The 22,354-nt window shown below is 42.0% G+C and carries 17 protein-coding genes and 1 pseudogene; 13 read left to right on the top strand and 5 right to left on the bottom strand.

Annotation, left to right across the window (positions count from 1 at the left end):
* Positions 1-344 precede the first annotated feature (344 nt).
* The 8 genes and pseudogenes from R8N28_RS22660 (at position 345) to galU (ending at position 8,337) form a co-directional block, all read left to right on the top strand.
* Positions 345-1,871, top strand: a complete 1,527-nt coding sequence (locus R8N28_RS22660; protein WP_318183452.1) for a hypothetical protein — start codon at positions 345-347, stop codon at positions 1,869-1,871.
* Between the two features lie 434 nt (positions 1,872-2,305).
* Complete coding sequence (locus tag R8N28_RS22655) at positions 2,306-2,791, top strand: serine O-acetyltransferase (RefSeq protein ID WP_118117546.1); 486 nt, start codon at positions 2,306-2,308, stop codon at positions 2,789-2,791.
* Positions 2,788-3,828: a glycosyltransferase family 52 gene (locus tag R8N28_RS22650; RefSeq protein WP_118117548.1), complete on the top strand. Its 1,041-nt coding sequence runs from the start codon at positions 2,788-2,790 to the stop codon at positions 3,826-3,828. Before R8N28_RS22655 ends, R8N28_RS22650 begins: the two co-directional genes overlap by 4 nt.
* Before the next feature lie 66 nt (positions 3,829-3,894).
* Positions 3,895-5,004 carry a glycosyltransferase gene (locus tag R8N28_RS22645; protein WP_318183451.1) on the top strand — a complete coding sequence of 370 codons (1,110 nt, stop codon included), beginning with the start codon at positions 3,895-3,897 and terminating at the stop codon, positions 5,002-5,004.
* Positions 5,001-6,122, top strand: a complete 1,122-nt coding sequence (locus R8N28_RS22640; protein ID WP_318183450.1) for a hypothetical protein — start codon at positions 5,001-5,003, stop codon at positions 6,120-6,122. Before R8N28_RS22645 ends, R8N28_RS22640 begins: the two co-directional genes overlap by 4 nt.
* Positions 6,122-6,937 (top strand): glycosyltransferase, encoded by an 816-nt coding sequence (locus R8N28_RS22635; RefSeq protein ID WP_318183449.1) that lies wholly within the window; start codon positions 6,122-6,124, stop codon positions 6,935-6,937. Before R8N28_RS22640 ends, R8N28_RS22635 begins: the two co-directional genes overlap by 1 nt.
* A gap of 111 nt (positions 6,938-7,048) precedes the next feature.
* Positions 7,049-7,423 (top strand): annotated as a pseudogene (locus R8N28_RS22630) (UDP-glucose 6-dehydrogenase); the annotation flags it as partial.
* Between the two features lie 32 nt (positions 7,424-7,455).
* Positions 7,456-8,337 carry a UTP--glucose-1-phosphate uridylyltransferase GalU gene (gene galU / locus R8N28_RS22625; protein ID WP_318183448.1) on the top strand — a complete coding sequence of 294 codons (882 nt, stop codon included), beginning with the start codon at positions 7,456-7,458 and terminating at the stop codon, positions 8,335-8,337.
* A gap of 1,190 nt (positions 8,338-9,527) precedes the next feature.
* Here the strand turns inward: galU and R8N28_RS22620 are convergent.
* The 5 genes from R8N28_RS22620 to R8N28_RS22600 form a co-directional block, all read right to left on the bottom strand.
* Complete coding sequence (locus R8N28_RS22620; protein WP_318183447.1) at positions 9,528-10,139, bottom strand: hypothetical protein; 612 nt, start codon at positions 10,137-10,139, stop codon at positions 9,528-9,530.
* A complete protein-coding gene (locus R8N28_RS22615; protein WP_318183446.1) occupies positions 10,136-11,299 on the bottom strand; it encodes a tyrosine-type recombinase/integrase in 1,164 nt (387 codons plus the stop codon). The genes R8N28_RS22620 and R8N28_RS22615 overlap by 4 nt, the downstream gene beginning before the upstream one ends.
* Positions 11,300-11,549: 250 nt before the next feature.
* Positions 11,550-12,824 carry a hypothetical protein gene (locus tag R8N28_RS22610; RefSeq protein ID WP_318183445.1) on the bottom strand — a complete coding sequence of 425 codons (1,275 nt, stop codon included), beginning with the start codon at positions 12,822-12,824 and terminating at the stop codon, positions 11,550-11,552.
* Complete coding sequence (locus R8N28_RS22605; protein ID WP_318183444.1) at positions 12,817-15,750, bottom strand: site-specific integrase; 2,934 nt, start codon at positions 15,748-15,750, stop codon at positions 12,817-12,819. The genes R8N28_RS22610 and R8N28_RS22605 overlap by 8 nt, the downstream gene beginning before the upstream one ends.
* Complete coding sequence (locus tag R8N28_RS22600) at positions 15,725-17,371, bottom strand: site-specific integrase (RefSeq protein WP_318183443.1); 1,647 nt, start codon at positions 17,369-17,371, stop codon at positions 15,725-15,727. Before R8N28_RS22600 ends, R8N28_RS22605 begins: the two co-directional genes overlap by 26 nt.
* A gap of 727 nt (positions 17,372-18,098) precedes the next feature.
* Between R8N28_RS22600 and R8N28_RS22595 the strand changes: the two genes are divergently transcribed.
* The 5 genes from R8N28_RS22595 to R8N28_RS22575 form a co-directional block, all read left to right on the top strand.
* A complete protein-coding gene (locus tag R8N28_RS22595; protein ID WP_318183442.1) occupies positions 18,099-18,512 on the top strand; it encodes a UPF0158 family protein in 414 nt (137 codons plus the stop codon).
* A 344-nt stretch (positions 18,513-18,856) separates the two neighbouring features.
* Positions 18,857-19,144: a hypothetical protein gene (locus R8N28_RS22590; RefSeq protein ID WP_203346708.1), complete on the top strand. Its 288-nt coding sequence runs from the start codon at positions 18,857-18,859 to the stop codon at positions 19,142-19,144.
* Positions 19,145-19,572: 428 nt separating this feature from the next.
* A complete protein-coding gene (locus R8N28_RS22585; RefSeq protein WP_203346707.1) occupies positions 19,573-20,919 on the top strand; it encodes an ATP-binding protein in 1,347 nt (448 codons plus the stop codon).
* A gap of 562 nt (positions 20,920-21,481) precedes the next feature.
* Positions 21,482-21,757 (top strand): helix-turn-helix domain-containing protein, encoded by a 276-nt coding sequence (locus tag R8N28_RS22580; RefSeq protein WP_065274105.1) that lies wholly within the window; start codon positions 21,482-21,484, stop codon positions 21,755-21,757.
* Positions 21,750-22,354, top strand: a 605-nt coding sequence (locus tag R8N28_RS22575) for a HipA N-terminal domain-containing protein (protein ID WP_318183441.1), incomplete at its 3' end; no start/stop codon positions are given. The genes R8N28_RS22580 and R8N28_RS22575, both read left to right, overlap by 8 nt.

Here is a 22,354-nt window from a genome sequence, read left to right as displayed (position 1 = left end):
GTGCGATGGAACCGGAGTACCTTTATAAGGTTTTGACAGCCCTTGTAGGACGGGAATGTTCATGAATTTTCCCTGGGGCAGGGAGTTTAACTATCATAGCTAACACCTTTTCGACGAAAAATAGGCTATTACTTTATAAGCCAAAGTTATTGTAAAAATAATTAAATAATAGTAATTCTTAATTTATTTTTAATTGGTTGATATAAAGGTTTTTTAGTTGCCATTAATATTATTGTCTGCCAGATAAGATAGCGTATAAAGAGGCAGATTACCTTTTTGTGGTGAAGAGCAAGATATTGGGAAACCCTTCTCCAGGTAAAAATCTATCTATATGAGGTTGAAATTTGCGGTTAAGTAAGCAGATCTATATAAATGCATTCTTTACTATTGCAACAGCCAGCTTTGCGTTTGTAATAAATAAGAGCTTTGTTGTTCATTTAGGTATGGATAATCTTGGTATAATGAAGCTGTTCACGCAGTTAGTTGCCTATTTGAACTTGGCGGAATTGGGTGTTGCTACAGCTTCTACCTACGCTCTATATCGGCCTATTGAAGAAAATGATGATGCAGCAATAAGCCGAATATTATCAACAGTTTCCTTTTTTTATAAGAAAGTGGCAATCTTTGTACTAATTGTTGGCACAGCTGTAGTATTTGTCCTTCCTCTTCTACTTGGGCAGGTAATTGTGGAAGGAGAAGTTTATGTAATATGGATACTCTATGTCGTAAATGTTGCTTTATCTTACTCATACGCAAAGTTTGTTATACTATATACTGCTAATCAAGAATATGGCTATGTTCGATTGGTTCAAGGAGTATGTGTATTATTTTTTAACATTTTAAGACTAGTGGCAATAATATACTATAAATCTTTTGTAGCATTTGTAATATTCTATTTGTTAGAAAATACAGTGATCTACTTCATATTCCGGTCTAGGTTTATAATAAATTATAAGCAAGTGACAAATGTTAAAGAGAGGCAGTTAAGTATTTATCGTGATATGAAGAATATATTTTGGCATAAAATTGCAGCCTTAGCTGTTTATAATACAGACCTTATTTTACTCTCAATTTTTACTTCTTTATCTGTTGTTGCAATATACTCTAGTCATATTATGGTTATTAATATGGTAGCGATGTTGGTGGGTATCGTTATTCCAGTGCTATCTCCAAGAATTGGAAAGTTTATCGCCAAAAATAAAGGTAATAACAGAAAGATTTTCTTGAGATGGAAGTGCTATAACTTGGTTTTATTTTGTATAGGATTGGCTCTTTCTATTACTACTTATAATTCATTCACTCCATTTATGAATATATGGATGGGGCCGGAATTTGAGTTGTCAAAGTTTACTGTAGCCTTAATAGTGATGAATTTATTCTTTAAATTAACTAGAGGAATAACAGAATCATTCAAATCTAATTATGGTTTTTTTGACGATATATATGTTCCCATTTTAGAGTGCTTTGTAAATTTAATTTTATCATTATTATTGGTTAATATAATGGGATTGAATGGTGTAATTATTGGTACCTTAGTTTCAAATATTATAATTGTTCTAATACTCAAACCTTGTTTAGTTTTTGAAAGGTGTTTTTGTATTTCGTGGACTAAGTATATAGGATTGATTAGCTGGTATATATTACTTTCAATACTGTCTTTGTTAATATTCTCTCTATTAGATTCTTCATTCGAATATAATTTACCTAGCCTTGATTGGCTTCATTGGTGTCTTAATGCTATGCGAAATATGCTGCTAGCAACGTTCAGTATTACTGTTGCATTTATGTTTGATAAAACCTTTAGAGTTTCAATAATAGAACCATCATACAGCTATGGAGTGAGATGGTTTAAGTCCTCCACTACTAGCTAATATATAATAAGTTTATATGTACTTTTACGTTTGACGTTATGTGTATCAAATTTTGGTTAATTATTTAAGGTTTTGAAGGAAGCGAAGATATTGAATGCTTTGATTAAGCTAATTTAGATTGGTTTCAGTCAAAAAGCTAACTTAATCTTCCATTAGGATTGTGGGTAGGAGTATGTGTCCATGTCATACCCGAATGAGGCTAGTTGTTAAAACCAGTGAAAAACCAGTGAAAACAAGTTAATAATAATTTTGCAATGGCTCGACACATAGAGTTTATTCTTATGACAGAATAAATACTTCAAATCAATTATAAAAAGTAATCATAAAAGTGAAACAGAAATAACTCTTATCTTTTTAAAAAATTTCCGTTATCGTTCTTTATCTATCAATGCATTATTCTAATATTATCTCTTTGCCAATACAGACAGGTTTATATGTTAAAATTTAAAAGTGCTATCTCATTAATAATTTTCAAGCCACCACATGAAATAGTAAAAATATATTATTCTATTATCGAATTCTTCTGTTCAAAAGGTTTTTATAGATTAGCTTATTATATGTCTAAAAGATGTATGAGGAATTATGCTGTAGAGTTTTGTTTAGGAGCTAAAATTGATTCCTCAGTAGTATTTAAACATCCAATTGGGGTAGTTATTGGTGGACAAGCAATTGTCAAAAAAGATGTTATTATTCACCAATTAGTAACTATTGGTGCTAAGGATATTGATCAAAAAACTAAGTCTGGGGTCATATCTACTCAGGTTATTGAAGAAAATGTAGTTTTAGGTGCTGGATCCAAAATATTAGGCAATGTGACAATAGGTAGAAACTCTATCGTAGGCGCTAATGTTGTAGTTACAATCGATATTCCGGAAAATAGTATTGTTTATAGTCATAATAAGTTTAAGAGAATTAGATGAAACCAAGTTGTAAAAAGTTAATCGTTTGCAGGCATTCAAGAGATTTATTAATAAGTTTAACTGAATACTATCTGAATGATAACTCAGATTTATTAGTATTTATTAACGATCGTCTTCTACCTAAGAGTGTAGTTAGTTCTTTAATGCTCAGTCAGAAGGGTATGGAACGGGTGTATTTTTTTGATGAAAGTATTAAAAAATCAAAAAATAGAATGAATTATGGCTATAACAAGGTTCGCACTTACTTGAGGAAGTCCGCCTTTTTATTAAGGTTACATTTGACACGAGCATATAAAATAGCGGTGATTTTTTCTGATGCAGACGTTGAATTTAATCTCTTGAAATTGTTTTCTATCCAATTCTGGTTATTCGAACATGGAACTGTCAATTATCTTGAACCTAAAAAACCTAAACTAGGTATTATTTCTTATTTTAGAAAGCTTTTATTCTATAGAGAAGCTACTTATGGTTACTATACAGATATTGATAAAATTTTTCTTTTTAATCCCGATCATGCTCCTAAATCCATAAGGAGCAGAGTGTATAATATTAATTTGAAGGAAAAATTTGGAAGTATAGATTTAAATAGCAGAATGATGATTAATTCTATATTTAATCAGCAAGAATTTTTCGATGATACTATAAATAATTGTACTGTGTTAGTCACGCAACCTTTATCAGAAGATGGAATAATATCAATGGATAAGAAGTTGAGTATATATAAAGATATAGTATCTCAACTAAAACGGAATAATGAAGAGGTCGTAATAAAGCCCCACCCTCGTGAGGACTCAACAGTTTATGGCTCGCTAGGTGTTAAAGTATTAAGTAATGTCGCGCCGTTTGAACTATACGAACTTAACGGTGTAAGATTTAAAAAAATAGTAACTATATACTCATCCGTATGTGAAACTATATCTTATCCAACAGAATTAACATTTCTAGGAATAGAGTATTCTACGGAGTTAAGAGATTCTATAAACCAAAATAAGCCTGCACATTCTATTTTTACCAGTGATTACTTCAAAAGAAATTAAACTTAGGTAAATGTGCTTTCATAATTTATATTGTTCGTTCTGTTTCTTTATTATTGGGTTTAAATAATGATTATGAATAAAAAACCTAAGGTTCTTACTTATAACCTGAGAACCTCAAATGTAATTGGTGGTGTAGAAGAGCTAATTAGACAATTACATACCTTAAGTTTGAGCAAAGGGTTCGAGGTAGAGGAAGTGTGTCAGTATGAAGTAGAGGGGGGGGCTCCTAAGAAACATCATAAGTATAATATAACAATTTTACAGAAAGCTTTCCGGACAAGAACCCGATTTACAAAATTACTAGAACGATTATCTATTTATAAATACTTCTCTTTGTTTAAAAATTCTAAAGGGAATATATTATTTGTCTTTGTTCCTGGGGTGTTATTGTTTATTCCCGCGAAATTTATAAAGAATAATCATATTGTTTTGGTTCAGACAAATAGTATTAGTAAAATTTTCAATACATTAGCAAAGTTAGCAATGAGAATACACAAGTCCAGAATTGATTCTATTTGTGTTTACACAAACCTGGACAAACAAAAGTTGATTGAAAAATACAATGACTTAAATATCAATAATATATATGTTATCCCACGGGGCTGTAAGATAGATCCTATTGAAAGTGAAAAGAAAATTAATAAGAAATTAGTAACAATAGCACGAATAAGCGAGGAGCAAAAAAACTTTATAGGTATGATTAAGGCATTTTCTTTACTTCCCCACGATTATTCCTTGGATATATATGGTGTTGGAAGTGACTTAGAAGTAGAACGCTTATTAGCTAATATTAGCGGCCATCCCAGAATAAGATTTTGTGGAATAGCATCTGATATTAAGGAAACTCTAAAAGAATATGGAGTATTTTTGTTGACTTCTCATTACGAAGGATTTGGACAAACGCTAATCGAGTCTAGGAGTCAAGGGGTGCCCATTGTTGCTTTCAATACGTTTGATGCTCTAGATTGGATACTAAAAGATAATAAGTGCGGAAAATCAGTACCATATGCAGACTATAAAGCTTTTTCTGAGGCAATTCTGGAAGTTACTGCCAGTGAGAACACTTACGCAGGTTATAGCAAACATTGCATACAATATTCATCAGAAACAGATATGAAATTAGTTAAAGAAAAGTGGTCTAGATTATTAAACAGATTTTGCACGGATAAATTATGATTAGATTGTTAACCATAGATGATTATCTTATATCACTTTTATTTTTTATTTCATGTGGATTTTATACTACTTTATTTGGTTTTTCTCCTGTATATATATTATCTTTACTAGCTGTATTTTTTTCATTCTATTTAGTCTTGAAAAGGTTTGAGTTTATATTTATAAGAGAATCGTCTTTATTGTTTTTTTCTTTTTTACCTTTCATTTTGGGACAGTTTTTTCGCTCTAATGAATTAAGTGATCCTATAAATGTTAACTATATAATATCAATATTATCTTATGTTTTTGCAGCGCAAGTCATATTTAGGCTTGGCTTGAAACAATATTTAAAAGTTATTCGTGTTGGAAATTTATTTTATTTTATTCTTCTTTTTTCTGAGCTTTTTTATCGACTAAGTCACCCTTCGGATATGAAAGACATGCTTGAGGCTAGTGATGGTCTGGTATTTTACGCGTATAAAGCTAGCTCTTTTATGTTTAAAGATTCGAACGCGGTAGGAGTTCTAGTTTTATATATTGTTTTTTTTAATGAATTCGTGTTTATGCATTATCGAAAACATTTCAGTTTTAAATATATACAAATATTTAGAGTATTATCAATAATACTAGTGATCGGTACTCTATCTCGAGCTGCAATAGCGTCCGGTATAATAGGGTATGTTTTTTTACTGTATTTTACTTATCCATCATTTAGGTATATTTTCCGCCTACTTTTGCCATTTGTTTTTTTTAGTATAATTATAACTTCCATTAATCTTGTTACTGGAGATAGTAGCGGCAAGCACAAGGTTGCGGAATTTGAATATATGTTTCAATTTCTTACTTTTGAAAATGTTTCTATTTATGATTACTTTTTTGGTATTGGTTATGGCTTTGGAAATGAGTATACCCCAACTTATATTCATACTTTGCCTGCGAAACTAGTAATTGAAGGTGGGGTGTTATCATCAATTTTTGTGTTTGGTTTTTATTTCTTGGTTATTTTAAGAGATAAATTATCTTTGGTGATGCTTGCTCCTGTTTTTATTTGTTATTTAAGTTTTTCTGTATATGTGTTTGTCCCTTTTTCTTTGATTTTCATATGTATGTTGCAATATAAGTATTATAGGATTGTTTAATGTATTCTGTTGCTGTTTTAATGTCAGTTTATAGTAAAGATAAGTTTTTATATGTAAAGCGTGCAGTCGAAAGTATTCTTCTTCAGGAAGATTGTAATGTATCTTTATATATTTATTTGGATGGTGATGTATCAAATCAAGTTTCTGTTTATCTTGATGACTTATATGCACGTAATGATATATATCTATATAAAGGTTCAAAAAATAAAGGCCTTGCTACTCGCCTAAATCAATTAATTGAAATTTCAATGGAAGGGGAGTATGAATTCTTCGCAAGAATGGATGCGGATGATATTTCTTTTCCCAATCGATTGTTTAGACAATGCTCGTTTTTGTCTAACAATGATTATGTTGATATTGTAGGAAGTAGTATAGTTGAGATAGATAAAAACGATGTCAAATTATTTACTAAACGTATGGAATCGGAACATTCACTTTTAAAGAAAAATCTAGTTACTAATTGCCCTCTCTGTCATCCAACTGTTGTGTTTACTCGTCGCATTTTTGAATCTGTTGAAAATCGTTATCCATCTCATTTGAAAAATACTCAGGATTATTATTTATGGGTTGATTTGATGTCTAAAGGGTATGTTTTTTCTAATATCGAAGACCCCTTGTTATATTTTAGAGTGGACGATGATTTTCATAGTCGTAGAGGTTTGAAGAAAGTAATAAACGAGGTGAAATCACGCTTCTATGCTATTAACCGAATGAACTACCATAGCTTCCGTAATTACCTATACATATTGTGTTTGATTGCATTGAGGTTGTCTCCTGTTCACTTGAAAAAATTTGCTTATAAACATTTAAGATAGGCTTAACTTTTTAAAATAACCATTGACGACACTAACTTTACTTAAATGATAATCACGTAGGTATTAATGCAATATTGGTGGTAATCACCTTATACTAATGCATCTACTTTTTTACCAAAAGACACCAATCAGATTCCCGGTAATTACTCGCTAGTAAAAAATAACATTATTGGTTCCATCGCGGGTTTTATAACAACACGTAACTCTAAACGTGTCGGTATTTATTGGCTTGTAATGAAATTCGGGTCTGATAATTTCCGTGCATCTTCGATTCAAGGGGTGATGAAGCGTTTGAAAGCGAAAGGTATTGAAGTGGTGGTTTAAGAACCATTACTGAAAGAGAGAACGTTTTTCAACTCGCTGGTTCTTACCGATCTGGGGTAATTTAAGTCGGCTCGTGATGTGATTGTATCTAACCGTATGGTGGATGAAATAAGCGATGTCGCAGAGAAGGTTTATACTCGCGATTTATTTGGCAACGACTAATACAAAAAACAAACAATTGGCTAGAAAAAATTATGATTAAAAAATGTCTATTCCCAGCAGCAGGATACGGAACTCGCTTTCTTCCTGCGACGAAATCCATGCCCAAGGAAATGATGCCTGTGGTGAACAAGCCGCTGATTGAATACGGCGTGGAAGAAGCGATTCAAGCGGGTATGACCGATATGTGCGTGGTTACTGGTCGCGGTAAGCACGCATTAATGGATCACTTCGATAAGAACTATGAACTCGAGCATCAAATTAGCGGTACCAGCAAAGAATCCCTGTTAACGGATATTCGCTCACTGATTGATACTGCAAGCTTTACCTATATTCGTCAAAGTGAAATGAAAGGATTAGGGCACGCGATTTTAACGGGCCGCCCATTAATCGGTGATAATCCATTCGCCGTAGTATTGGCTGATGACCTCTGTGTTGATCCAGGCCGAGGTGTTTTGGCCCAAATGAAGGCGTTGTATAATCAGTTCCGCTGCTCAATCATTGCTGTGCAGGAAGTACCTGAATCAGAAACCCATAAATACGGTGTGATTTCTGGTGAAATGATCAAAGACGATTTATTCCGTGTGGATGACATGGTCGAAAAACCGGAAGCCGGGACGGCGCCGAGTAATTTGGCGATCATCGGTCGTTATATTTTAACGCCAGATATTTTTGATCTGATTGAACAAACCGAACCTGGCAAGGGCGGTGAAATCCAAATTACGGATGCGGTGCTGAAACAGGCTAAATCTGGCTGTGTGTTGGCGTATAAATTTAAAGGTCAACGTTTCGATTGCGGTAGTGTGGAAGGCTATATTGAAGCCACCAATTATTGCTATGAAAACATTTACAAGCAGCCTTCGGCAATGACGTCTCAGAAAACTGAGCAAAAGGTGCTTGACACTGAAGTCGCCTGATTTTATTCAGAGCACCGACTTAACGGTTGGTGCTCTCTCTTCTTATCTCCTTCCTCTATCCTTTCTTTTTGTTGGCTATCGGAGCTCGCTGCGCTTCTTTTCGCAAAGTTACCTCTGTTTTTGAGGGATACCGCCATGCTAAATTGAAACCCCAATCGTCAAAACCCTTGGTAATGATCGTTGGTGATCCTTTTTTGCCTTTGTTTTACAGGGCATTAGCTTAGCGTCCGTCTCAGCAGTGAGACGATATTGAGACACTTTCCTGAGGTTGTCGTTTTCTCCCCCAATAGATCATTTCTGCAGCGCTTGATATCGTGACGAAATTGAGCACCAACCAATCTGCCGATCCTGATGGAATTGCCTTGATCAAATGTGCTACACGAAACATCGACAGTATTGTATCTCATTGATTTTAAAAGAAGTGAAATTAATTCTATGTGTATTCCGAAAGTTATCGTCATTGCTCTTGGTATTGCTAACAGAGTATGACTGAATTGGCTACTCCATCGTCAAAAGCAATCGATCCTATGTGTATTCCGAAACATCGACAGTTTCATATCTCATTGATTTTAAAAGAAGTGCAATTAATTCTATGTGTATTCCGAAAGTTATCGTCATTGCTCTTGGTGTTGGTAACAGAGTATGACTGAATTGGCTATTCCATCGCCAAAAGCAATCGATCCTATGTGTATTCCGAAACATCGACAGTATCATATCTCATTGATTTTAAAAGAAGTGCAATTAATTCTATGTGTATCCCGAAAGTTATTGTCATTGCTCTTGGTGTTGCTAACAGAGTATGACTAAATTGGCTACTTCATCGCCAAAAGCAATCGATCCTATGTGTATTTCGAAACATCGAAAGTATCATATCTCATTGATTTTAAAAGAAGTGTAATTGATTCTATGTGTATTACGAATCCAACTATTAGCGACAAGGATTTCCCTGCGTTAGGGGCATCGAGAAAATGATGGGGGCGGGAAAAGATGGAGCAAAAGGTAAATATAGGCAATTAAGACTGCCCATAATAACACCTACTATATTGTCTTCCGACACCTGTCGATTTCACGGTGAAATTCAACATCACGACCAGGCGTCGATTTCATGATGAAATTGGACGCCATAACCGTTGTCGATTTACACGATGAAATTGAGCACCGCATCAGATTATAGCAATGCCACCTCAGTTTTATGAGGGGTACCAACAATGCCAAAATTGACACCCCAATGCCTTGAACGGAAAGAATGCTTTGTCACTGCAAATCACAATCCACCGAGTTTCAACATCCATGATGATGACCAATTGCTCACCGTACCCGACGAGTCGATCAGGGCAGTATGACTGCTGCTCCATCGCGAGGCACATGGCCTGAGTCAAGCGAAGGTGTTGTAGCCACAAGTCTCCCTGATTGACCGGATATTCTCGGCAGCAACATGACGCCGACGCGAGCCAAAACTTAATCAACGGCAAATCGGGATAGCGGTGGTGTAACTCAAGATCAAAATAGTAATGGCTCTGAGAGCTAAAACACGCAGTCACGTGGTCATTGAGCGCGTGAAATAGAGCTGTATCGTTTCGGTATTGTTGCCAGCAGCGCTGAGCATAAAGCGACAGGCTGTCTTGTAAAAGCGCCGAAGGGTGCAAATCAAAAGGCGCTTCGGACTGCCACCAAATCCGCTGCACATCCTGAGATAACCCACCTAATGCCATGACGGTCAGCGTGTTGTCGTGAGCGTGTTGAAAATCAAGCAAGCTATGGAGCTTATCCCATTGCGCTTCAAATGAGAGGCCATCATTCATAGAAACCCCTCCTTCTTCATCAATTCATTAAACGCACTGCCATCGCTTCTTGACGCATTGGCGACATAGGGCGCATACACTTTGAATAATAAGCGGGTATCGCTGTGGCCAAGCATGTGAGAGATATAAAGCGGGTTTTCGTGTGCGGCGATATGAAGCACGGCGGCGGTATGTCTGGTTTCATAGGGACGTCGGCGTCTAAGCCCGGCTTTGTCGAGGGTCGGGTACCAAAGGCTTTTGCTCACGAAGTGGGTGTCGAGCGGTTTTCCTTGGTGTGTGAACACAAAGGGGGAGTCATCCGTTTTTTGGGCTTTTAGACGGGTGAATACCTCCAATAGGGTGTCACACATTTTAAGTTCTCGGCGTGATTTCGGGGTTTTGACTTCGCCCAGTTCGCCATTGACCAGATTCTGACGAACACGAATGAGTCGGTGGTCAAAGTCGATGTGCTCCCAGTGCAGGCCATGAATTTCACAGCTGCGGATCCCGGTCCAGAAACGGACAATAAAATAGTCGCGCCATTCGGCAGGCACCGTCACCAGAAAATGCTGAACCTCCTGTAGGGTCATCGGGTGAGAATCGGCTTTTTCTTCTTTGAGCGTTTTATAGCGGCGAAGCGGGTAGGTAAATTGATGCTCATCGGCGGCGAGGCCTAAAATGGAGACCAGCGGCCAGAAGATGCCGTTGATACGTTTATTTGAGAGCTTGCGATTGCCCTTGTCGTCCCGTTGGTTGATGAGAGTTTCACGAAAGAATTCCACATTGGCTAACGTCACTTCATTTATGAGCGTGTTACCAAAGGCGGGAATCAGATAACGGTCGAGGGTGTTGCGCACCGTTTGTTGATAGCTGCTTTTCCATTTGCCTTTTTGGCGGTCAAACCATTGATTGGCAAAATCATCGAAAAACGGATAGAGACGGTCAGGGTGTTTTTCTCGTTGCAGCGTTTCAAAGAGGGGCACTTTTTTGCTGTGCGGGAAATAGTCGCGGTACTGGAAGGTGTTGAGGTCAATCTCAGCATTCATCTGCTTGAGAAGGGCTTTGGCTTGACTGTGGTTTTTCGGGGTCGCCATTAGCTTCGTGCCTTCACGAAAGCGGCGACCATACAAATGAAGATCGAATTGAATACGCCCGTTGGGGCGAATACGAATGTGCGCCATGGTGGCCTCCATCAGTGTGGGATCCATAAATAGATCTGTCCCTGACCGATGGAATTCGTTAGAATCGTGCCATCGGCTGGGTCTGGTTTAAACGTCGTCGCAGCCGGTACGGGGTAGGGAGGTTGCCGCCTTCCTATCCCAACTGCTTATCTGATTTTCGAGTAGTGCGTTTTTAGCCACTATTGGTGAAAATCTCATCAATTACCATATCAGGTGCTGGTTATTTGTCCAGTGCTTTTTGCGGCAAATGTTAAATGTCGTCATAGCCAACCATGTCAATCTGAGCCGTTTCATCATCCACTTTGCCTTCGAGCTGCGCCTCGAGTTTGTTTTTGGCGTCTAGGGCCAGTGAGAGCTTATCGGGCGCAGGGGCGACATCGTCGACATACGCGTAAGGGTGCTCGCCTTTCACATCATTATAAAAGCCAAGCTTATACACGCCTTCGCTCGCATTTTTGAGTAGCGCAAGTTTGATCTGCTCAGCCGACGTGATGTCCGTTATCCGCACTTTCGCCAGCTCACTTAAATTGATGCGATGCACCATGTCGTGTTTGTGTTTGATGTCTTTGACATTGAGAAAGGCATTTTCGCCGGTCTCCAGCGTCAGGCCGGCGAGCATCACACGATCTCGACTCACCAGAAGCAGCGCTTCATTGGCTTGTTTCACTAAAGCCATGGCGCGGTAGCTATCGATTTCTTCTTTAAACCGGTGGATGTCGACCACGAGACGAAACTCGGTGTGATACGCGACTTCTTGCTTTTTTTGATACTCGCGTAACGACTTAAGTGAACTGCTGAAGCAGCGCTGACCATCGGAGAAAAGGGCACGCTCGTCATCGGTATAGATCTGGATCTCGTCAGAGTCCGTGGTTTCGCACAGGTGTCTTAGCGTATCCACGCTTTCTTTGTTGAGCAGTAAGTTACAATTTGGCACAAATTCCTCGGGCAGCGCATACGAGTGGATGTTGCCACCGCGTTCAATACGAATGCTGGATTTTCCCTTTTCTAGCTCATACGCATCAAATGGTCGATAAGTGTCAGCGACATCGAGCGTGTTTAATATCTCACGGGTTGGCTGACGATGACCGCTGGACTCTTGAATTGGCTTAAAAAAGGTATCGTGATGACGCGCAAAAAAGGCAAGGTGCGTGTCTAACGCGTCAATCGACTGAATATACAGCCGCGATTTTCGTTCGGTCAGGGTGTCTATTTGGGGCAGGGTGCGATATTGATCGTAGTTTAACTGTATCGTAATGGTCTGCTTTTGCGCTCGTAGCGGACTTTGCAATGCCCAGTATTCTTTAAAGCTGCTGGCATTGAGGCTCCATTGGCCAGGTTTGAGTTTCCAGTCGCGCTCTATCGGCAGCGTGATGTATTGAAGCGCTTCGAGAAGGCCACCGATCACATAGGCATGAGTTTTATCAATAATAAACGTGAGCAGAGCCGTAGAGTCGCTTTTGGCTATGGGAGCAAGGAGATGCTGGAGATTATCATGGTGCTTTGGGTCGATAGATAAGCTAGGCATAGACGGCATCCTTTTGTTTGTTATGCGTGAGGTGATCGAAATAGGTTTGCAGTGAGTCTTGTAAGTCCTGCGCTGGCACACGTGTGTGAGCCGTAATAACCAGACGAGTATCGCCGGCCGGCACGATGAGGCGTTTGACGCGATCGTGTGGGCGCGCAAACTCAGCGTTGAGCTTGTCTAGCTTCGGGCTGCGTGCTTTTTGTTTGCGATTTTGATACAGCGTGAGTTCGGCGTTGCAGCGCTGAAGTGGGCCGTGATGGAACAAGGCCAGGTAGGCCTTGCGCGTTTTGTCATTGCAGCGACAGTCAAAGGACAGCGTCAAATACGCTTGACCATCTTGCGCTTTTGTCGCGCCTACCGTGGCGCGGCCCAGAGCACGAAGCTGCGTTCTGGCTTTGCGGTCAAATCGAAACACGTCACCTCGCGCCATCGCGAGCCATTGTTCACTGAGCGTGAGGAACGCGACCGGTTGTCCTGGACGTAACGAGAGCGAGCGCTTGGTGAAGGGTGAAAACGGGGCAAGGGCGTGGGATTGCGCATCAAGTGTGCTGAGCCACGCTTTGATCAGCGTATTCTCATCCCAGCACGGTGGCTTAGGTAACGCCGCGCTGCGATAAGTGGTGATGTCCTGGCTAAGGGCTTTGGCCTGGCGCGTCGTCGAGTCACAAACCAGCGTAATGAGCTGCGCGTCACGCAGCGAGAGCGAACACCGTTTTTTTTGCTCATTGGTCATCAGCGCGTAATTGGGCTCGAGCGCATTCAATACGCGTGAGATATCGTTAGAACCCGGTGACATGCCGAGCAGATAGCGAAGTTCATCACGGTGATACACTCGCCTGTAGGGATAGATGAGCAGCCCCACCTTGACCATATCATGCAGGTAGTGCTTTCGAGTCGTGCTGTAGTAAGTATGACCGATTTCATCGCCAATAACGTCCAGTAAAATGCCATCATTGACGTCATCAAAGGCGCGTCCCTCTAGCCAAAAATCGAAGCGGGCCTGGCATGCCTGTGGGGTGAGCAGGCTCAGCGTGGTGGATTCAAGAATGCCTTGAAGGTGCTCACCGCTTCGTTGGTAGGCAAGATGCAGCCCTTGCAGGTAGAGAAGCTCGGCGCCGCTGTGCCTTAAATGATGAAAACGGATCTGTGGGCCAAAGTGCGCTTTAAGCCGCTGGCTGACAGGGTAAAGGTAATAGTGATCTCGCTGCGCGAAGCTTTCCCCCACATAACCGAGCAGCGGCGTGTCGGGAGGGCACTGTGCTTTGAGCTTAATGACGGCGCGTATCAGTTTGGCACAGACCTCAGGTAGGTAGGCGTGCGTGATGCGCGTTTTATTGCCTTTGGGTGCCCCTTCCTTGGTGCGAGTGATGATGAGCTCAAAGCGCTGTTTGTCATGCTCATGATAGCTGATGTCACCAAGGCGAAGTCTCAGCATTTCTCCCCGTCGCAGCATCGCATAGTAACCCAGTAAAACGGCAGTGGCGGAAAACAGGCCATCAAGAGCGCCGCTTTGATCGTCACGGAGCAGCGCCATAGCCACGTCGTGCACCTCTTGGGCACTGAGGCGAAAAGGGTCGACTTGGCTTGGCAGTGTCGGGCGCTCAAACTGCGACAGATCAAGGTGATCAGTGAGCTCAATGTGTGTCATGAAACGTAAAAAATTGAAGAGATGCCAAGGGGTCGTCTTGTCCGTTATCCGTTCAAACTGATCACGAGCCCAGCGAGGCAGTGCTTCAGGATCGCTGGCGTCTTTGAGTGACAAAGGCGAAAGCTGCGAATAAAAGTTGGTATAACGGTCGATGGTGTCGGCTCCAAGCGTCTTTTTGATGACGCCGCCTTCACGATGCAATGAGTCCGCAAAATGATAAAAAAACCATGGCAGGACATTGTCACTGCCCAGTGTGGGCGGCAATCGGTTTTTCTTGCTTTGCGGCTTTAAGCCACGAATAAGCGTTTTGTGTGGCCATGAACGGGAAGCGGAAGCGGGGGAGCTGGCTTTGCCCTCTGAAGGTGTTGATAGGAGGGGAACCCGCGCGCTCGGGGACGGCGTAGAGGCCTTTGTGGACGCACGTGCCTGCCTTTGATGCGCACACTCAAGTGTCGCGACGTGACGCTCAGGATCGCTAAAATCACGCAAAAGAGGCACGGGAAGGGCGTGATGGTGATACCAGATGGCCTGAAAGAGTTTATGCCAGTCTTGGTCTGATCTTGGCGGCATGCAATAGGGCACGCCTTCGCACCAGGCATTGAGCGCACGCGTGAGTCTTGTCGTCGTAAGGTGTTTCACGGGAGGGTGAAGATAAAAGGATTGTAAGACTTTGTAGGCAAAGAGGCTCAGTGGATAGCGCGTAAAGCTCGGTTGCTCTTTGCTGGTAAAGTTGGCCAGTGCTTGCGTGTGTTCCACGGTGAGTGTCATGCGACCTTCAAACCATTCAATGGACTCGGGAGAGGTTAAGATGCGCTGCCAATATCGTAGGGGCAGTGGCGCCACCTCAATGTTAAGCACCAGCAAAAGCCAGCCCATTTCCTCCCAGCGCTCACGCACAAAAGGGGCTCGCTGCGCGTGATAGGCGTGCAGGAGCGAACTGGCGGCCGCGCTTTGTTTGAGAATGGAGAGCAGCCATTGCTGCTGGGTATCCTTAAAGATGGGCGTTTGTTCGGCCGGTAGCTCCCACTCACAACGCTCTTTGAGATAATGCAGGGTTTGATCGAGCGCTGCCTTGAGGTGGCGCTGACGACCGGTGACAAATTGACGGATACGAGTATTGAGAGCGTTAAGCTGCGGCACGCTGAGCGCACGCGTGGGTAATTCAAACGCTTCAATCTGTTCACATACCCAGCAAAGATCCGCTTTTGCGGCGCATGGCAGCCCCAAATTATCATGGAACTCGGCAATCGCGTCAGCGCGCAGCGTGGTGTGTGACATCGTACTCCTCCATCGGCTCAGATAGGTGCAAAAAATCGGGTAGCTTATCGAGAAAGCGATGCAGCTTGCGCTGCTTGGCGGGAAACAGCACATCGCTGCCGAGCTGCTCGCCGAAATTTGCATGCCCCATGAGCCTATCGATGTCTCCGGCGGTTAACACAGGATCAAGCGAGTTCAGTGCATGCTGGGCAAAAAAATGGCGAAGCTGATAAGGATCGACACGCTCGCTCGGGTTCACGCTCTGCCACGTTGAACTCATAAACTGGCGAAGTGATTGGGCATTGAGGTGCGCAATACTCATCGCCTCGGTCACGGTAAACCAAAGGTAGGGACTCTCTAACGCAACCCCTGTCATGTCGGCCAGCTGGCGCTGCAGGCTGAGATAGCGACGGAGGGTACGTTCAAAGGCGGGGCATAAATACAAGGTTCGATAAATGCCTTTATCGAACACCAGCGCTGAACGCCGATCAAAACACAGCGCTTTCTCAAGCGAAATCGCGTGGGTGGGCCGAGTCCCCGTGAGCGCGATCAGTAGCAGCGCCAGTTCATAAGCGCGGAAGTTGTGAAGCTCACGCAGTGAGGCGGTGGTGTGTCTTTTTTTCTCCAGTGCTCGGCCTTTGTTGGCAAGTCGGGCGAAAAATTGGCGAACGTCATTAACCAAAAGCTGTCGAGTCGATCCAATCGGCTGAGCCGGTATCGGAAGATACTCGCGCGTCGAATCAGTGATCGCGTAGCGAAAGGCAACAATCTCTCCGGGCGTGGCCAAATAGGCCGGAACCGATGACTGGGCTTTGAACAGCGGCGCATCGTTGCCGGTGACGGGCTCGGGCGCGCAAAACAGCGCCAGTAAGTCACTCGGCATGGCTTGGTGCAGCCGAGAAAGATAGCGACCTTGGGCATGAAAAAGCTCATACCGAACGGCGTTGGTATTACTGCTCTGATAAGCGGGCGCGCTATTATGATGCGGCGACTTGTCCTGAAGTGCGCTGTATTTGGTGCACACAGACACGTGCGGATCGCGATGCAGCATTGAGTCAATATAATGATAAAAATGATCGCGCCGCATCATGTCGTACCCCTTTAAGGCAACGGGCGTGCGCCATTTTGTCTGAAGAAATCTCAAGAACGCGCGTTTTTCATCCTCACTCATGTGCCACGCCTGGCTGTTCGCCTTGGTGTGGGCGAGGGCACCCACGAACCAGTGATTGAGACCGTTTGGGATGGGCTGCCAGCGCCATTCGGTGCCTTGCGGTGTGCGATGGGGCATCGCGTATTCTACCCAGCTGGGCGCGGTTTTTCGTATCTTTCGCAGGCGATACGCGTCGCAATCGTCACGGCCACTGACTAAGCGAAGATCGGGGATATCTTCAATCGAGTGGCAATGAGGCAAGCGATTGATCAGCCACAGGTAGAGAAAGAGCAGCAGCGCTCTGTCCAGCGGAGAGATTTTCTCGGTATTGGTCAGGTTGGCATCAAGGTGGGGGGCAATCTGAACGGAGAATCGCTGTTTGAGACGTATAATGGCGGCCAGCAGCTTTAAGGCGTGACGTTTCGCATTCGGGGCGACCCCTCCTGCGTTTCGTTTTCGCTCCGCTTTTCTTCGTTGCTCTGAGTCTCTCATCGATCGATTGCCTCTGGTTGTCCAATACCAAGCCTGTTGCCTCCAGAGTCCAAAAGGAGAAGAAAGCGTCTCACATCGTCACGCGGTGCTTTTGGCCACTGGTATGTTTAGAGGACTGTTTAATTCTATATATGGTGTGTCATTTGTGTTTCGCGCCCAATATATTGGGTTTTATTATAGGCGTATTGGTGGGTTTTTCGTCAAGGGAGGAACGGGGAATAATAGCACGGACAATGTGCGATTGATCTCATATCTGAGCAAAAGTGGCTTCAATATTGAGAGGTTGTGGCAAAAAAGGTGGGCCTGGCGCTTTTCTTTGGTGGGGACTTTAGAATCATCGAGAGATCACCAGGAGGCCACCATTTGGGAGCTGAGATCGGTCGCCGTTGCACGTGATGAGAGTCAGCGAGGAGGGGAAGTGGTATGAGTAATAGTGGAAATAGGGGCCTGCCTACGTTGAATGGTGTGAACGACATCTTGTGAGCATTGCCTATATGGGTGTGGGCATCGTAACCGTTGTGACTCTTGTCTTTATGGTTTATTTCAACAAGGAAGAAAATATTTTTTTGCTAAGTCGATGCCGATGATTTTATGCATGAGTCATGGTCTTCTCCTTTTGCTGCAGGACCTGAACACTCCAAGCATGGCTTATGACCATGTGAAGTGGTAGGGGGAGACCATCTCATCACTTAACGCGTCTATGTGTCAGGAAGAAATGGAGGTCAATATGCCGGTAGATCTTAATGACTTGGAAATGGCAATGGAGTTTGTTTCTGGGGATTTGAGTTTTGGTGCTGAGGCGTATTTGAATACGCAGTCTGGGCAAATTCACTACATTGGTGATGGCGTAGATGAGGTTGTACCTGACGATATCGAGGACTCAGATCATTACCTTTGTATTCCGAGTAAGTGTGATTTAGGTGTAGGTCGAAGAACCGTTCTAGAATTTGTTTCCCGAGAGTTGCCAAGTGAATACGATTTGATATCTGATTACTTCAGCCGAAAAGGTGCTTTTGCTAAATTTAAGCATCGTTTAGAACAAATTGGCGCAACAGAGCAGTGGTATCAGTTTCAAAGCTTAGCCACAAAACAAGCTCTGAAAGATTGGTGTGAAGAAAATTCAGTTACATATGTCGCTTAACACATCAAATGCTTTAAGACGGATTCGCAACGCTCGGCGGTTTTGGCTTGATTTGGCTTTTGTGTTTACGGTGCAAAAATTAGGGTTTGTGGTAGCGTCGCTCACCACTTAAGCGGGCTATGACACAGTTTCACTGACGTCCGGAATTACGGATAATTTTCAGTTGTTGAAACCTGCATCTTCAAGTTGAACGGGTATAGAAGTAATCCAAATATCGTATCGCTGTGTATGCTTTAAGCAAGAAAAGGTTAACGGAAATCGGTCACAACAGACGAAGTTGATAGGTTTTAAGATGAACTACTTTGCAAAGGCTCCCTTCTAGGTAACGTAAACCTGGAGGGTAAATGAAAAAACTGAAGCAACAGTACCGAAGCCGAGACAAGGAGTATGGGCATTATTTGTGGGATGTGTATCCTCGTGTACGTAGTGGGACTCATAAGCACTTTTCAACCAAGCAGGAAAAGAGTTACTTTTTCCTCCATGAAATCGAGTGTCGAGAGTACCCAATAAAACTGAGAGCAGCTAGAGGAAAAGCACTAGCCGACCCTTGGGATGATTATCCAGCATGCGTATATGACGTTGCGAAGTGCTGGAAGCATAATTCAAAAAGGCGTCACCAGTACTACAAATAAACATCATCGAGCCTCGCTAATGCGGGGCTTTTTTCTGTCCGTCGGCGTGTTCATTAGAGTCTGCTAGCTCGGATTTGCCTCAAAAGTTGTTGGCCTAATATTTATGCAGTACACACTTCTCTTGCCATTAATTGGCTATTTTTTCTAATGATTGGATATGGTTATTATTTAATAAGGATGTAGTTCTACTTTTGCCGTGTGAGTCGGTGGCGATTCAAGCAGTAGAACATCGGATTCAAAGCTAGCGGAATCAACATTCCAGATTGACAGCTAGTAAAATCAACAATCCTTAATGCCTGAAGACCGCTTCATGGCCTTTTGGTTACTGTAAAAGAATTTACTGTAACTTTTTTTACAGTAACCCAATTTACACTAAATACCTCATGCTCTATTCTATTGCTAATACGTGAAAGCAAAAGTAGAAAGCAATGAAAAAATTTTATAACCGTCAGAAGGAATTAAAAGCTCTACAAACTGTTTCTGAGCAGATAGTAGAAACAAAGGGGCAACTTAGCGTAATGGTTGGGAGAAGACGCGTAGGTAAAACCCGTCTTTTAAACGAAGCTTTTCACCAAGAAAATACCAAATTCCTTTACCTTTTCATAAGTCGAAAGAGTGAACGCTCCTTAGTGGCTGAGTTCGCAGAAATCATCAATAGTGAGCTCGGTGTTAAGTTTTTCCAGCCCCAATCACTGCGAGATATCATTGAGTTCTTGTTGGATTATACAAAGCAAAAACCTCTGACAATCATCATTGACGAGTTTCAAGATATCGACATCGTCAACCCTGCTCTATTCTCCGATATTCAAAATTTATGGGATGCAAACAAGAGAGACTCGATGATGCACCTAGTGTGCTGTGGCTCCCTCTACAGCATGATGACGAAGATTTTCAAAGGCAAAGACGAACCTCTATTCAATCGTGATGATAGATTCTTTAAAATTCAACCTTTGCAGCCCTCTTATCTTGCCGAGGTAATGAAAGATCACGATCAATTTGATGCTGAAAACATGCTTCGATGGTGGTGCCTATCTGGCGGGATACCAAAATACCTTGAGTGGTTAACCCGATTCTCTGCTGAGAACGATGACCTATTTGAGGGGGTAATCTCCGAATTTTCACCACTAATAAAAGAAGGAACTCATCGACTCGTTGAAGATTTTGGCTCAGAACATCGAGTGTACTTCGATATTCTTGGTGCGATATCAAAAGGCAATACAAGCCGTGCTCGAATTGAAAACTTCTTAGATATGAGTGTCGGTGTTCATCTGGAAAAGCTTGATGAAGTTTTTGATGTTATTACCAAAAAGCGCCCGATTAGCTCTAAAGAGAACTCACGAGATATTCGTTACTCCATTTCCGATCCGTTTCTAAACTTCTGGTTTCGATTCATCCATGCCAACAAAAGTGCTGTTGAGATGGAGAACTACGAATACATCCGAAGATATATTGAACGAGATTTCACCGTTTACTCTGGTCTGGAATTAGAGAGCCTGTTCGTCGCGATATTGGTTGAATCAAAGCAATTCGGAAAGATTGGTGGATACTGGGATGCAAAAGGTCACAATGAGATCGATATAGTGGCTATTAATGACTTAGATAAGAAAATACTCATTGCCGAAGTAAAGAGACAGCAAAAACGTTACAGTGAGGTCAAATTAGTAGAGAAGTCCCACTGCCTTTTGAAAAAGTTAAATCTAAAAGGTTATGACGTTGAATATCGTGGATTTTCATTGGATAACTTAGTTGAAACAATGAAAGAGTATCAAGCGTAATCAACACCTATGTGCTTGCGAACTTTTTCGCTGTACTCTCGCGATGAACATAAGATCACAAAGGCATTACGATTGACGATTTCACCGACATTGTGATGTTATGAATCCCCAAAAGTGTAACTCTGCTCTTAGTAGGCTGATAAGTTACGGGGGATCTGATTCAGCCGGTTCCCCTTTTTTACTGCCAATAAAATCAATGCCTTAAGCCTAACTCATTACAAAAAACGTAGGGAGATGTAGATTTTATTATTAAAAACAGTGAGTTAAAAGATTAATTTATAAGGCGGCATTTCAACTTAACTTAAGGTTACATTCCTAGCGCGTATACATGAAGGATGTCAGCCTTGCTTTTTTAATCTGCTATTATGATAGCAAATTATACCATAAAACTCGTTAATTTGTCATTATAGTAATAATAACATCACCGTCACGGTGATGGTTTTTTACGTCATTCGTTTTAATGAAGCAATGATTATTATTACCTTATATTTGCTACAATAATAGCAATAAAACCATAATTGGTGCTATAATCGATATCATGGTAGCAACTTACGAGGCATGTATGTTATCTCTTTATACCGCTTATGATTTGCAAATGGATCTCAAAGAGTTTATCAAGTCCGCTCGGAAAAAAGATAAACTCAGTGTTCAGAAGATGGCCGATCTCTCTGGCGTGCCTTACGCAACGATCCGAAAGTTTGAGTCATCTGGCAACATCTCATTGCGTCAGTTCCTCATGCTGTATGAGACAGTCGGTGACTTGAAAAAAGTGAAAGAGCTGACAAAGTCGTCTGAGCCTGAATTTAAATCAATAGAGGATGTGCTTCGACGTGCTTAAATCAGCCCTAACCGTAAAACGAACGCTTAGCACAGGTGAAAAGGTACTTGTCGGCAAGCTCGTTGAAAATAGTAAGCAAAGCTTCTTTCAATTTGATGAGGCTTATTTAGGCGCTCACTCAACCTCTCTGGCTCCGTTCAATTTAAAGGCTGATACAAGCCTGCAAGTTGCGCCTAGAGAACCGCATTACGGCATTCATGGGGTTTTTGGAGATAGTCTCCCTGATGGTTGGGGTCTTTATCTCATGGATCGTGTATTTAGACAGAACGATCATAACCCAAAGGAAGTTACCGCCCTAGAGCGTTTGGCTTACCTAGGTGACAGATGTATGGGGGCGTTGAGTTATGAGCCTGAATTAGATTTACTTGATGAGCCTAAGGAGTCAATTGATATCATTACCCTTGGCCGAGCTGCGATTGAAGAGTTTGAAGGCACCGAGTCTGCTTTGCTCGAGCACTTGATGAATACTGGAGGATCGGGTGGTGCTAGGCCCAAGATGAACGTTACACGTTTATCGAATGGTAAGCGTTCACCGAGGTATCTTGACTTACCAGATCTGAAGAAACATATGCAGTTTATAGATCAAAAACGTTTGGG

It is taken from the genome of Vibrio sp. Vb1554 (assembly GCF_033344235.1).
The sequence above is the reverse complement of the archived record's forward strand: the minus strand, read 5'-3'. Positions and strand labels throughout refer to the sequence as shown.